Annotated in this window: 8 protein-coding genes; 7 read left to right on the forward strand and 1 reads right to left on the reverse strand. The window is 71.4% G+C overall.

What is annotated here, in order from left to right; genetic code table 11:
- Nucleotide 1: 1 nt before the first annotated feature.
- The 5 genes from OG589_RS03335 to OG589_RS03355 are packed head-to-tail and all read left to right on the forward strand — an operon-like array spanning nucleotide 2 to nucleotide 9,182.
- Nucleotides 2–985: an enediyne biosynthesis protein gene (locus OG589_RS03335; protein WP_405146027.1), complete on the forward strand. Its 984-nt coding sequence runs from the start codon at nucleotides 2–4 to the stop codon at nucleotides 983–985.
- Nucleotides 982–6,786 carry a type I polyketide synthase gene (locus OG589_RS03340; protein ID WP_405146029.1) on the forward strand — a complete coding sequence of 1,935 codons (5,805 nt, stop codon included), beginning with the start codon at nucleotides 982–984 and terminating at the stop codon, nucleotides 6,784–6,786. The genes OG589_RS03335 and OG589_RS03340 overlap by 4 nt, the downstream gene beginning before the upstream one ends.
- A gap of 3 nt (nucleotides 6,787–6,789) precedes the next feature.
- Nucleotides 6,790–7,218, forward strand: coding sequence for an acyl-CoA thioesterase (locus OG589_RS03345; RefSeq protein WP_405146031.1), 429 nt, complete (start codon nucleotides 6,790–6,792; stop codon nucleotides 7,216–7,218).
- A gap of 30 nt (nucleotides 7,219–7,248) precedes the next feature.
- Nucleotides 7,249–7,788 carry a flavin reductase family protein gene (locus OG589_RS03350; RefSeq protein ID WP_405146033.1) on the forward strand — a complete coding sequence of 180 codons (540 nt, stop codon included), beginning with the start codon at nucleotides 7,249–7,251 and terminating at the stop codon, nucleotides 7,786–7,788.
- Nucleotides 7,785–9,182, forward strand: a complete 1,398-nt coding sequence (locus OG589_RS03355; RefSeq protein WP_405146035.1) for a cytochrome P450 — start codon at nucleotides 7,785–7,787, stop codon at nucleotides 9,180–9,182. The genes OG589_RS03350 and OG589_RS03355 overlap by 4 nt, the downstream gene beginning before the upstream one ends.
- A 396-nt stretch (nucleotides 9,183–9,578) precedes the next feature.
- Here the strand turns inward: OG589_RS03355 and OG589_RS03360 are convergent, their stop codons facing one another.
- Nucleotides 9,579–10,265 (reverse strand): helix-turn-helix transcriptional regulator, encoded by a 687-nt coding sequence (locus tag OG589_RS03360; protein ID WP_405146037.1) that lies wholly within the window; start codon nucleotides 10,263–10,265, stop codon nucleotides 9,579–9,581.
- Between the two features lie 458 nt (nucleotides 10,266–10,723).
- Here OG589_RS03360 and OG589_RS03365 point away from each other — a divergent pair, with 458 nt between their 5' ends.
- A complete protein-coding gene (locus OG589_RS03365) occupies nucleotides 10,724–11,293 on the forward strand; it encodes a DUF5987 family protein (protein ID WP_405146039.1) in 570 nt (189 codons plus the stop codon).
- A complete protein-coding gene (locus OG589_RS03370) occupies nucleotides 11,290–12,945 on the forward strand; it encodes an FAD-dependent oxidoreductase (protein ID WP_405146041.1) in 1,656 nt (551 codons plus the stop codon). Before OG589_RS03365 ends, OG589_RS03370 begins: the two co-directional genes overlap by 4 nt.
- The last annotated feature ends 9 nt before the right edge of the window (nucleotides 12,946–12,954 follow it).

The raw sequence follows: 12,954 nt of genomic DNA on the forward strand, positions 1-12,954 counted from the left end.
CATGGCTGAGACGAAGCCCAGTGCGCCGCCGCGTCATGACCCCAAGGTAATCATCGCGCTGCGCAACTTCGCGATCTCGATTTCCGTCTTCAACATCTTCGGATACACCGTCCTCGGGTTCGAGCAGCCCTGGTTGTGGCCGTTCTTCGCCCTCGCCACGGGCTACGCCACCGAGATCGGGCTCGAGTACATCGGAGCCAAGGTCGAGAAGCGCGCTCCGCGCTACACGGGGCTGGGGTTCCGCGGCCTGATGCAGTTCCTGTACCCAGCGCACATCACATCCCTCGCGATGAACATGCTGATCTACGTCAACGACCAGATCCTCGTGCTGCTCTTCGGAGTCGTCGTCGCGGTCGGCGCCAAGTGGGTGCTGCGAGCCCCGGTCAAGGGCCGCATGCGGCACTTCATGAACCCGTCGAACTTCGGCATCGCGGTCGTCCTGCTGCTCCTGCCCTGGGCCAGCATCGCACCGCCGTACCACTTCACCGAGCACACCGACACCTGGTTCGACTGGATCATCCCCGGGATCATCATCATCGGCGGCACGATGCTGAACGGGAAGCTGACGAACCGCATGCCGCTGATCCTCGGCTGGGTGGGCGTCTTCGCCCTCCAGGCCATCGTGCGAGGCCTCTTCTTCGGAACCTCGATACCGGCGGCCCTCGGGATGATGACCGGCGTCGCGTTCGTGCTCTTCAGCAACTACATGGTCACCGACCCGGGCACCAGCCCGTCGAAACCGGCCTCCCAGGTCGCCTTCGGCGGCGGCATCGCCCTGCTCTACGGCCTGCTGACCGCGGTGCACATCTCCTACGCGCTCTTCTTCGCCACGGCCGGCGTCTGCGCCATCCGCGGCGGGTTCTTCTGGGCGCTGCACTTCGTCAACAAGGCGCGCGAGCAGCGTGAGGCCCAGGCCCGCCAGGCCGTCTCCGAGGTGCCCGTAGAGCGGGTCCCGGCCACAGGGAAAGAGGTCGCGACCGTATGACCAGGATCGCGATCGTCGGCATGGCGTGCCGGTACCCGGACGCCACATCGCCGAGAGAGCTGTGGGAAAACGCTCTCGCCGGTCGCCGCGCGTTCCGGAGACTGCCCGACGTGCGCATGCGCCTGGAGGACTACTGGGACGCCGACCCGGCGCACCCGGACACCTTCTACGCGCGCACCGCGGCGGTCATCGAGGGCTACGAGTTCGACCGTGTCGGTTACAAGATCGGCGGCAGCACGTACCGCTCCACCGACCTCACCCACTGGCTCGCGCTCGACATGGCGGGCCTCGCCCTGGCCGACGCGGGCTTCCCCGGGGCGGAGGGCCTGCCCCGGGAGCGCACCGGCGTCATCGTGGGCAACACCCTCACCGGCGAGTTCACCCGCGCCAACGTGATGCGCCTGCGCTGGCCGTACGTGCGCCGCACGGTGGCCGCGGTGCTCAAGGAGCAGGGCTGGGACGACGAGCGGCTCGCCACCTTCCTGGCCGACCTTGAGACCACCTACAAGAGCCCGTTCCCCTCCATCGACGAGGACACCCTGGCCGGCGGCCTGTCCAACACCATCGCCGGGCGCATCTGCAACTACTTCGACCTCAACGGCGGCGGCTACACCGTCGACGGCGCCTGCTCCTCGTCGCTGCTGTCGGTGACGACCGGGTGCAAGGCGCTGATCGACAACGAGATCGACGTGGCCATCGTCGGCGGCGTCGACCTCTCGATCGACCCGTTCGAGATCGTGGGCTTCGCCAAGACCGGAGCCCTCGCAAAGAGCGAGATGCGCCTGTACGACCGGCACTCCAACGGTTTCTGGCCGGGCGAGGGCTGCGGAATGATCGTGCTGATGCGCGAGGAGGAGGCCGTCAAGGCCCGTCACCGCATCTACGCGACCATCGCCGGGTGGGGCATCTCCTCCGACGGCAAGGGTGGCATCACCCGGCCCGAGGTCAGCGGCTACAAGCTCGCGATGCGCCGGGCCTACGAGCGCGCCGGCTTCGGCGTCGAGACCGTGGAGCTGTTCGAGGGCCACGGCACCGGCACCCCCGTCGGGGACGCCACCGAGCTCACGGCGCTGTCCGAGGCCCGGGCCGAGGCCGACCCCGGCGCCACGCGCGCGGCGGTCACCTCCATCAAGGGAATGATCGGGCACGCCAAGGCCGCGGCCGGCGTCGCCGGCCTGATCAAGGCCGCCATGGCGGTGCACGAGCAGGTGCTCCCGCCGGCCATCGGCTGCGTCGACCCGCACGACATCCTGACCAGCGAGTCGGCGACGCTCCGCGTCCTTCGCAAGGCCGAGCCCTGGCCGGCCGGGGCGCCCGTGCGCGCCGGCATCACCGCCATGGGCTTCGGCGGCATCAACACCCACGTCGTGCTGGAGAAGTCCGGGCCACGCAAGCGCGCGCCGCTCTCGACGCGCACCAAGACCCTGGCCTCCTCCCTGCAGGACGCGGAACTGCTCCTCGCCGACGCCGCCTCGCCGCAGGCGCTTCGCGAGCGGGTCGCCGAGCTGGCGGACTTCGTGATCAAGGTGTCGTACGGCCAGCTCTCCGACCTCGCCGCCACCCTGCAGCGCGACCTGCGCGAGTTGCCGTACCGGGCCGCCGTCGTGGTGTCCTCGCCCGAGGACGCCGAGCGGCAGCTCAAGCGGGTGCTGACCGCGCTCGACGAGGGCGAGACCAGCCTGTTCGCCCCCGACGGCCGCGCCTTCTTCGGCCAGGCCGACGGGCCAGGCCGGGTGGGCTTCCTCTTCCCGGGACAGGGCTCGGGCCGCGGCACCAGCGGCGGCGCGCTGCGCCGGCGCTTCGCCGAGGTGGAGGAGATCTACGTCAAGGCGAACCTGCCCACCACCGGCGACATGGTCGCCACGGCGGTCGCCCAGCCGCGCATCGTGACCGGCTCCATGGCCGGCCTGCGCGCGCTGGCCGCGATCGGCGTGGAGGCGGACGTCGCGGTCGGGCACAGCCTGGGCGAGATCTCCGCCCTGCACTGGGCCGGCGCGATGGACGAGGAGACCCTGCTGCGGGTCGCGGGCGTCCGCGGCAAGGCCATGACCGAGCACAGCGCCTCGGGCACCATGGCCAGCGTCCGCGCCACCCCCGACACGGTCACCGAGCTGGCGGGCGAGCTGCCCGTCGTCATCGCCGGGTACAACGGTCCCGACCAGACCGTCGTCGCCGGACCGGTCGACGCGATCGAGGAGTTCGGCCGCAAGGCCGCCGGCGCGGGCCTGAAGTGGACCAAGCTGCCGGTGTCGCACGCCTTCCACTCTCCGCTCGTCGCACCGGCGGCCGAGGAGTTCGGCGAGCACCTGGCCGGGGAGGACTTCGGCCCGGTCGACCGGCCGATCGTCTCCACCGTGACCGGGGTGACGCTCACCCCGGACACCGACATCCCGGCGCTGCTGCGCGGCCAGATCACCGACCCGGTCCTGTTCACCCAGGCCGTGGAGGCCGCCGCCAAGGACATGGACCTGCTCATCGAGGTCGGTCCAGGCCGGGTGCTCAGCGGGCTGGCGGCGTCCGTCACGGACGTCCCGGCCGTCGCGCTGGACACCGACGATGAGTCGCTGACCGGGCTGCTCCGGGTGGCCGGCGCGGCTTATGTCGCCGGTGTCCCGATCGTGCACGAGGAGCTGTTCCACGGCCGGCTGGTCCGGCCGCTGGAGGTCGGCACCGAGTTCAGCTACTTCCAGAGCCCCGTCGAGAAGGCGCCGCAGGTGACCATCGCGGCCACCGCCCGGCGGGCCGAGGAGCCGCTGACGGCGGCCCCCGCCGTCGCCGGCGACACGGCGGCGCAGGGTGTGGGGGACGCGGCGGAGTCGAGCATCGACCTGCTGCGGCGCCTGGCCGCCGAGCGCGCGGAGCTGCCGCTGGAGATGGTGAGCGAGGACAGCAGGCCGCTGGACGAGCTGCACCTCAGCTCGGTCACGGTGATGCACATCATCGACCAGGCCACCCAGAAGCTGGGCGTGCCCGCCTCCCAGGCGCCGACCAACCTCGCCACGGCGAGCCTGCGCGAGCTGTCGGAGGCGCTCGACGCGCTGGCGGCCAACGCCGGTTCCGCCGAGGCCGCCCCGGCGTCGCTGGTGGCGGGCGCCGCGTCGTGGGCTCGGCCCTTCGCCGTCGACCTGGACGAGCTGCGCCTCCCGGCGCGGACCTCGCCCCAGGAGAACGGGCAGTGGCAGCTCTACGCGGCAGGGGACTCCCCGCTCGCCGCGCCGCTGCGGCAGGCGCTCGAAGGCGGCAAGGTCGGCTCCGGCGTGCTGGTCGTCCTCCCGCAGGACTGCGCCGAGGAGCACCTGGAGCAGGCGCTGCTGGGCGCGAAGGCGGCCATCGCGAGCGCGGCCGGCACCCGGTTCGTCGTGGTGCAGCACGACCGCGGCGCGGCGGGCCTCGCCAAGACGCTCCAGCTGGAGGCCCCCCACCTGCGCACCACCATCGTCCACGTGCCGGCGACGCCCGAGGCGGTCGCCTGGGTCGTGGCCGAGGTGGGGTCGACCACCAGGTTCGCCGAGGCGTTCTACGACGCCGAGGGCGTGCGCCGGGTGCCGACGATGCGCGCGATGCCGGTACGTCCGGCCCGTACGGAGCTGCCGCTGGACGGCGGCGACGTGCTGCTGGTGACCGGTGGCGGCAAGGGCATCACGGCCGAGTGCGCGCTGGCGGTGGCGACCGACACCGGCGCCAAGCTGGCCGTGCTGGGCCGTTCCGACCCGGCCGCCGACCAGGAGCTGGCCGACAACCTCCGCAGGATGGCCGACTCCGGCGTGACGGTCCACTACGCACGAGCCGACGTCACCGACGCGGCCGCGGTGCGCGGCGGGATCGCCGAGCTGGAGGCGGCGCTCGGGCCGGTCACCGCCGTGCTGCACGGCGCGGGGCGCAACGAGCCAGGAGGCCTGCCGACCCTCGACATGGCCGCCTTCCGCCGCACCTTCGCCCCGAAGGTCGACGGCCTGCGCAACGTGCTCGACGTCGTCGACCCCGGCCGGCTCCGCCTGCTGGTGTCGTTCGGCAGCATCATCGGCCGGGCCGGTCTGCACGGCGAGGCGCACTACTCCACGGCCAACGACTGGCTGGCGGACCTCACCCGTGAGGTGGCCGAGCGGCACCCTCAGTGCCGCGCGATCTGCATGGAGTGGTCCGTCTGGTCCGACGTCGGCATGGGCGAGCGGCTCTCGGTCGTCGAGGGTCTCGCCGCCAAGGGCATCGCGCCGATCTCCCCCGAGCAGGGGGTGCAGATCATGCGGCGGCTGGTCGCCGACCCCGACGCCCCCACCGTCGTGGTGATCAGCGGGCGCACCGAGGGCATCGACACCGTCCGCTACGACCTGCCGTCGCTGCCGCTGCTGCGCTTCGTCGACAAGCCGCTGATCCGCTACCACGGTGTCGAGCTCGTCACCGAGGCCGAGATGAACGCCGGCACCGACCTCTACCTGGCCGACCACCTCCTGGACGGCAACCTGCTGTTCCCGGCCGTGTTCGGCATGGAGGCCATGACGCAGGTGGCCTCGGCCACCATCGGCCGTGAAGCGGTCCCGGTGATCGAGCGGGCCGAGTTCCTGCGGCCGATCATCGTGCCGCCGGAGGGCAGCACCACGATACGGATCGCCGCCACCGTCACGGAGGACGACGACACGCTCGAGGTGGCCATCCGCAGCGCGGAGACCGGCTTCGAGGTGGACCACTTCCGCGCGCGGCTGCGGTTCACCGGCGAGGCGGCGCCGGAGGGCCCGCCGAGCCAGGTCGGCGAGGGCCTGCCGGTCGTGCCGCTGGACCCGGCGACCGAGATGTACGGCGACGTGCTGTTCCAGGGCGGGCGGTTCCACCGCCTGCGCCGCTACCACAGGGCCGCCGCGCGCCACGTCGACGCCGACGTGGCGGCGCTTTCGGCCAGGGACTGGTTCGCCGGCTTCCTGTCCGGCGAGCTGCTGCTCGGCGACCCGGGCATGCGCGACGCGCTGATGCACGGCAACCAGGTCTGCGTGCCGGACGCCACGTTGCTGCCGGTCGGCATCGACAGGATCCACCCCGGCGGCGCCGCGCTGGCGGCGGCGGGCGAGTTGCGCTACTGCGCCACCGAGCGGGAGCGCGTCGGTGACACCTACATCTACGACATCGCCGTGCGCACAGCGGAGGGCGAGGTCGTCGAGCGGTGGGAGGGCCTGCGCCTGCAGGCGGTGCGCAAGAAGGACGGGCGCGGCCCGTGGGTGACCCCGCTCCTCGGCTCCTACCTGGAGCGCACGCTGGAGGACCTGGTCGGCGCCCGGGTGGCGGTCGCGGTGGAACCGCGCCATCCGGACGGCCCGGACGGCGACGCCGAGCGCCTGGCCCGTACGGCCGTGGCGGCAGGGCGCGCGCTCGGCCGGCAGGTCGAGGTCCGGCACCTTCCCGGCGGCGGGCTGGAGATCGACGGCGGCCCGGCGGTCTCGGCGTCCCACGGAGCGGGCGTGACCCTGTGCGTCGCCGCCGAGGGCACGCTCGGCTCCGGCGTCGCGCCGGTGACCGAGCGGCCGGAGGCCGAGTGGCTTGAGCTGCTCGGCGCGCACGCGCCGCTGGCCGGGCTGGTCTCCGCGGAGACCGGTGAGGGCCTCGGCACCGCGGCGACGCGGGTGCTGACCGCGGTCGAGTGCCTTCGCGGCGCCGGCCTCCCGCTGGACGCTCCCCTGACCCTCGCCCCGGCGGGACGGGACGCGTGGGCGGTCTTCGCGTCGGGCGGTGTGCGCGTCTCGACGCTCGCCACGACGCTCAGGGACGCCCAGTCCCCAGTCGTGTTCGCAGTCCTCACGGAAGGGCGGTCGTAGGCCATGGGCAAGTACTACGAATACCAGCACACGGTCGGCTTCGAAGAGACCAACATCGTCGGCAACGTCTACTACGTCAACTACCTGCGGTGGCAGGGACGCTGCAGGGAGATGTTCCTGAAGCAGCGGGCGCCCGAGGTGCTCGCCGACCTCCAGGACGACCTGAAGCTCTTCACGCTGAAGGTGGACTGCGAGTTCTTTGCCGAGATCACGGCCTTCGACGAGCTGTCGATCAGGATGCGGCTGCAGGAGCTGGCGCAGACCCAGGTCGAGTTCAGCTTCGACTACGTCCGCCTCGACCCGGGAGAGGGCGAGACCCTCGTCGCCCGCGGCCGGCAGCGAGTGGCGTGCATGCGCGGGCCGAACACCCGCACGGTCCCCGCCAGGGTCCCCGACGCTTTGGCGCGGGCGCTCGAACCGTATGCCTCGTAGCCGCGGACCCGGACAAGCCAGGAGGACAGCGTGAACGTCGACAACTCCACGACAACCCGCCCGATGCCGGACGCGAAGTCGCTGCGGCGCGCCTTCGGGACGTTCGCCACCGGTGTCACGGTGGTGACGACGGGCGGCCCCACCCCGCATGCCATGACCGCCAACTCCTTCACCTCGGTCTCGCTGGAGCCGCCACTGGTGCTGATCTGCGTCGATCGCGGCGCGGTGATGCACCAGTGCCTCACGGACACGGGCTTCTTCGGGGTGTCGGTGCTGGCCGCGCACCAGGAGGCGGCGGCTCTGCACTTCGCCGACCGCTGGCGGACCCTGGGCGCGGCCCAGTTCGACCACGTCGACTGGATGCCCGGCGAGGTGACCGGTGTGCCGATGATCGAGGGCACCCTCGCCAGCTTCGAGTGCGAGCTGTGGCGCACCTATGACGGCGGTGACCACACGATCTTCATCGGAAAAGTGGTCTCTCTGCACCAGCAGACGGATCGGGACGCCCTGCTGGTCTTCAAGGGCAAGTTCCGGCAGATAAGTCCTGATTGGAGCGAGGTACCGGCGTGACCGTCACCGGACCCCAGACCCAGAAGGCACCCGAGCGGCCGTCCGCGTCACCGGCCGGCCGCCGGGTGCCTCCCGGGCCGCCGCCCTGGGCGGCGCCGAGCCTGTTCAAGAAGCTGGCGACGGACCGGATCGCGCTGATGTCGCTCGCCGCGACGTACGGCGACGCGGCCCGGCTGTCGATCGGCCCCAAGACCCTCTACTTCTTCAACCACCCCGACCACGCGAAGCACGTGCTGGCCGACAACAGCGGCAACTACCACAAGGGCGTCGGCCTCGTGCAGGCACGGCGCGCCATCGGTGACGGGCTGCTGACCAGCGAGGGCGACCTGTGGCGCAAGCAGCGCAGGATGATCCAGCCCGTCTTCCAGAACAAGCGGATCTCCCAGCAGGACGGGATCATCGCCAAGGAGGCGGCGAACCTGGTCGAGCGGCTGCGGTCCCACACGGGCGGTGAGCCGGTCGACGTCGTCCAGGAGATGACCTCGCTCAGCCTCGGCGTGCTCGGGCGCACCCTGCTCGACGCCGACCTCGGCGCCTTCAGCTCGATCGGGCACTCGTTCGAGGCCGTGCAGGACCAGGCGATGTTCGAGCTGGTGACGCTGAGCAAGGTCCCCATGTGGGTGCCCCTGCCCAAGCAGATCCGGTTCCGCCGGGCCCGCAAGGAGCTCCAGCGCATCGTCGACCACCTCGTGGCCGACCGCCTGGCGCGGACCGGCGAGGGCGGCGACGACGTCGTGTCCCGCCTGATCGGCTCGACCCGGCAGGAGGCCGATCCCCGGGTCGGCCGGCAGCGCATGCGCGACGAGCTGGTCACCCTGCTGCTCGCGGGGCACGAGACGACGGCGAGCACGCTGTCGTGGACATTCCACCTCATCGACGGGCATCCGGAGGTCCGCGAGCGGCTGCGCGCCGAGGCGGTCGAGGTGCTCGGCGACCGGCTGCCGGTCTACGAGGACCTGCACCGCCTGCGGTACACCGCGATGGTCGTGGAGGAGGTCATGCGCCTCTACCCGCCCGTCTGGATGCTCCCCAGGGAGGCCCAGGGGGACGACGAGGTCGGCGGCTACCACGTGCCGGCCGGTTCCGACGTGCTGATCAGCCCGTACACCCTCCACCGGCACCCGGCCTTCTGGGACGCGCCCGACAAGTTCGACCCCGACAGGTTCGACCCGGACCGTCCCACGAGCCGGCCCAGGTACGCCTACATCCCGTTCGGGGCGGGGCCGAGGTTCTGCGTCGGCAACCACCTCGGGATGATGGAGGCGACGTTCGTGATCGCCATGGTCGCGCGTGACCTGCGGCTCACCAAGGTTCCCGGCCACAACGTGGTCGCCGAGCCCATGCTGTCCCTCCGCGTACGCGGTGGGCTGCCGATGACCGTGCACTCCGCGTGACACCCGCGCCGCCGCGGGCCCGAGCAGGCCCGCGGAGGCGCAGGCCGTCCCGACGGAAATAGACGGATATACACGGATATGGCGGGCGCCCATCTGTACGGGCTGCCCGCCTTCTGTGGTGATGCCCCAGCCGGGACGAGAGGAACGGAGCTCGGCGAGGGGTCCGCATCGGGAAGACGGGGGATGCGCCCTGCTCGGCGAAGGGGCCCGGATCGGGAAGACGGGGGATGCGCCCTGCTCGGCTAGGGGGTCCGCATCGGGAAAGAAGGGACGCGCCCGGCTCGGCGGGGGGAGAAGGGGAGCCGGTCTCGCGTCGGTGGCGGCTACCCGCCGCTGGGGGATCGGACGCCGCCACGTGGGGCGCCGTTCGCGGTACGGCGCGCCGGCGGCTTCGGCTCAGTGGGTGAGCTGGGGGACGTTCACGGACAGCAGGTCACGCATGGCGAGCAGCACAGGGGGGTCGAGGGGGCGCATCGGCCGCAGGTGGAGGTCGGCGACCTTCGTGTGCGTGCCGGGCCGTACGGTGATCGGCCCGTGGCGCCCGATGCACAGCGCCTCGTCGCCTCCGGGCGCGTGGTTGACGGCGTCCTCGCGGCCAGGGGCCACGGACTGCGCCATCAGGTGCCACTCGCCCTGGGGGACGTCCTCAAGCACGTACGGGCCCGGCTTGCGCAGGACGACGTACCTGACGGGCCGGCCTTCGAGGATCCTGTCGGGGAAGAGCCCGGCGAAGATGGGCTGGTCCTTCAGCGGTGACGAGATGTCCCCGCGGACCGTCGTCACGGGCCCGTTCCCCGTGCCGTCCTCGGAGCCTGCCGCGGACATCTGCGGCGTGATGCTCTTGAGCTGGCGGTACTTGGTGGGGGAGAGCCCCACGCTGCTGGTGAACCTCGAACTGAAGGTGCCGACGCTGGAGTACCCGACCCTGTGGCTGATGTCGGTGACGGTCAGCGAGGTCGACGCGAGGAGCCGCTTGGCCTCCTGGAGCCGTACCGCCGACAGGAATCGCCCGGGGGAAAGCCCGGTGACCCGCTGGAAGACGCGGGAGAAGTGAAACTTGCTGAACATCGCCGTGCGAGCCATGTCATTGATTGTGAGCTGCTCGCCGAGATTCTCGTGCATACTCTTCACGACACGCATCACGGCTTGTTCGATTGCGTTTTCCATTGCTCCTCCCGTGCGTTGGAGGTGTGGCGATAATTGACCCCGGATTGACACGGGAGAACTCGTCACAGCGAGCCTCCGTCATCTGCTCTCACTCCATGGCAGCGAATTTTTCCCACCCACATATGGCGCGAAATCCGGAAAAAACGACGCTCGACGACGCCACATCGACGGCACTTCGCCATGCCATCAGAATTGGCCGCCCCACCTCCCGCGACAACCCCTACCAGCCCCCAGCCTGCTGATATCCCGTTCCGGCGGGGGCCGGGAATGGCGCCGGGGGCGGAGGTGAAAGCAACTCAGAAGATGCATCGGAGGCGGCCGTGGACGAACGATGAACTGTCAGCAGTCGACCTAGACGGACGAGGAACACGCCTATGCGGCCGCGAACTCAAGACGAAGAGCAGACCAGGACGATGACGATCGAGGCGTTCGCCGACACGATCGTCCCTGGCGAGAAGCGGTCCTCCGACGACAGGGCCGTCGCGGGAGCCACCACGGGCGGCGGGGCGGTGGCCGCGGGCGCCCTCGACCTGCTGGAGTGGGACGCGACGGGGCTGAGCGGCGCGCTCGGCGACCTCGCCGGCGCGCTGAACGAGCACACGCTGGCGTACGCCGCCGAGCAGGAGCTGGCGCTCGACGAGTCGGTGCCCCCGTTCGTGGCGCTGTCGTTCGAGCACAGGACCGCCATGGTGAACCGGCTCACCACGCCCGGCCACCCCGAGAAGCCGCTCTGGGTCAGCCTCGCGCTGTTCTGCAACATGGCCTTCGACTCGGCGGCCCACCTCCACACCGCCGACGCCATCGCCGCCGGGCACCCCGGGCTGATCGCGATGGGCATCGAGAAGCCCGACCCCGACGGCCGGTGGCGGTTCCCGAACTACTCCTACGGCCGGCCGCTGGCCCGCCTGCACCCGGACACGACCCCTTCAGGGAGCCCCGCATGACCAGCACCGAGAGCACCGACGTCCTCGTGGTCGGAAGTGGCTTCGGCGGCGCGATCGCGGCGTACCACCTCGCGGCCGGCGGCGCGCGGGTCGTGGTGCTCGAACGCGGCCCATGGCTGACGGGCCAGGACTTCGACCACGACTTCAAGCTCGGATCCTCGTACACGCGGGCCTTCGACTTCGTCGTCGGCGACGGCATGAGCATCCTCGGCGGCAACTGCGTGGGCGGCGGCAGCGTCGTCTACTTCGCCGCCATGCCCCGCGCGCCGCGCTACACCTTCGAGCGCCATGGCAGCATCGGCAGGCGCATGTGGCCGGCCGCCGTCAGCCGCGACACCCTCGACCCCTGGTACGACCGGGTGGCGGAGTCGATCAAGATCACCCAGCAGGACTGGAACGACGTCTCGTACGCCGGGGGGCTGTGGGCCGCGGCCTGTAACCACGCCGGCCGTACGGCCAACCCCGTGCCGGTCGCCATCGACACCACCAAGTGCACCAACTGCAACTGGATGATGGCCGGGTGTAACTTCGACGCCAAGCAGTCGCTGCTGTTCAACTACCTGCCCGCGGCCATCGCGCACGGTGCGGAGATCCGGCCGCTGCACGAGGTGCAGAAGATCTCGCGGACCGACGACGGCGGCTACCGGGTCCACTACGACCTCATCGACGACGAGGACTACCGGATCCGCGGCGAGAGCGGCACGATCGACGCCAAGGTCATCGTGCTGGCGGCCGGCGCCGGCGCCACCCCCGTCATCCTCCAGCGCAGCGAGGCGACGCTCGGCACGATGCCGCACGCCGTCGGCAGGTACTTCTCCGGCAACGGCGAGCGGCTCAACACCGCCATCCTCAACGAGGACAAGGTCCGTGAGGTGCTCGGCCTGGAGCGCGGCGACGGGCTGGCGTACGAGGCCAACCAGATCGGCAAGGGGCCGGTCGTGGCGAGCTGGGACCGCCTGGACGGCTCGCTGCCGGAGTACTCGCGGTTCTCGCTGGAGCAGCTCTACTTCCCGCCCGGCCTCGGCACCATCCTCGCGCAGGTCCCCGGCGCCACCGGCCCGAGCTGGTTCGGCGTGGACAAGAAGGAGATCCTCAAGCGCTGGCGCTCCTGGCTGATCATCTTCCAGATGACCGAGGACGACAACGAGGGGGTCTTCGGCCCGCCTCCCGCCCACGGCAACGCCGACCGGCTGTCGCAGCAGATGCTCGGCGTCGGGCGTCTCAAGTACGACCCGACCCCCAACACGCTGCGCGGCTGGGCCGAGGCGGACGCCGAGGTCAAGGACATCCTGGAGCGCGACGGGCTGGCCGAGGTGGCGGCGTGGACCAACGACGTGGTGGGCGCCTACACCGTGCACCCGCTGGCGTCCTGCCGCATCGGCGACGACCCGGCGACCTCGGCGCTGGACGACCGCAACGAGCTGCGCGGCCACCCGGGCATCTTCGTCACCGACGGCTCGGCCGTCCCCGGCGCGCTGAACGTCAACCCCGCGATGACCATCGCCGCCCTCGCCGAGCGCGCCATCCCCGGCATCGTCCAGGCCGCGCAGAGCCGCGGCGTCGACGTGACGTACGGGGCGCCGGCCCCGGACGGCTCCACCGCCGGCCGGCGCGGAGCACTGCCCCTGGTGCCCAGCCTGCTGCGCCAGTAAGAGAGGAGC

It is taken from the genome of Sphaerisporangium sp. NBC_01403, assembly GCF_045040145.1.
Lineage (GTDB): Bacteria > Actinomycetota > Actinomycetes > Streptosporangiales > Streptosporangiaceae > Sphaerisporangium > Sphaerisporangium viridialbum.

Excerpts from the sequence above, each read along its gene's own strand:
- OG589_RS03335 (WP_405146027.1), top strand. The coding sequence starts at position 2 with ATGGCTGAGACGAAGCCCAGTGCGCCGCCGCGTCATGACCCCAAGGTA.
- OG589_RS03340 (WP_405146029.1), top strand. The coding sequence starts at position 982 with ATGACCAGGATCGCGATCGTCGGCATGGCGTGCCGGTACCCGGACGCC.
- OG589_RS03345 (WP_405146031.1), top strand. The coding sequence starts at position 6,790 with ATGGGCAAGTACTACGAATACCAGCACACGGTCGGCTTCGAAGAGACC.
- OG589_RS03360 (WP_405146037.1), bottom strand. The coding sequence starts at position 10,265 with ATGGCTCGCACGGCGATGTTCAGCAAGTTTCACTTCTCCCGCGTCTTC.
- OG589_RS03365 (WP_405146039.1), top strand. The coding sequence starts at position 10,724 with ATGCGGCCGCGAACTCAAGACGAAGAGCAGACCAGGACGATGACGATC.
- OG589_RS03370 (WP_405146041.1), top strand. The coding sequence starts at position 11,290 with ATGACCAGCACCGAGAGCACCGACGTCCTCGTGGTCGGAAGTGGCTTC.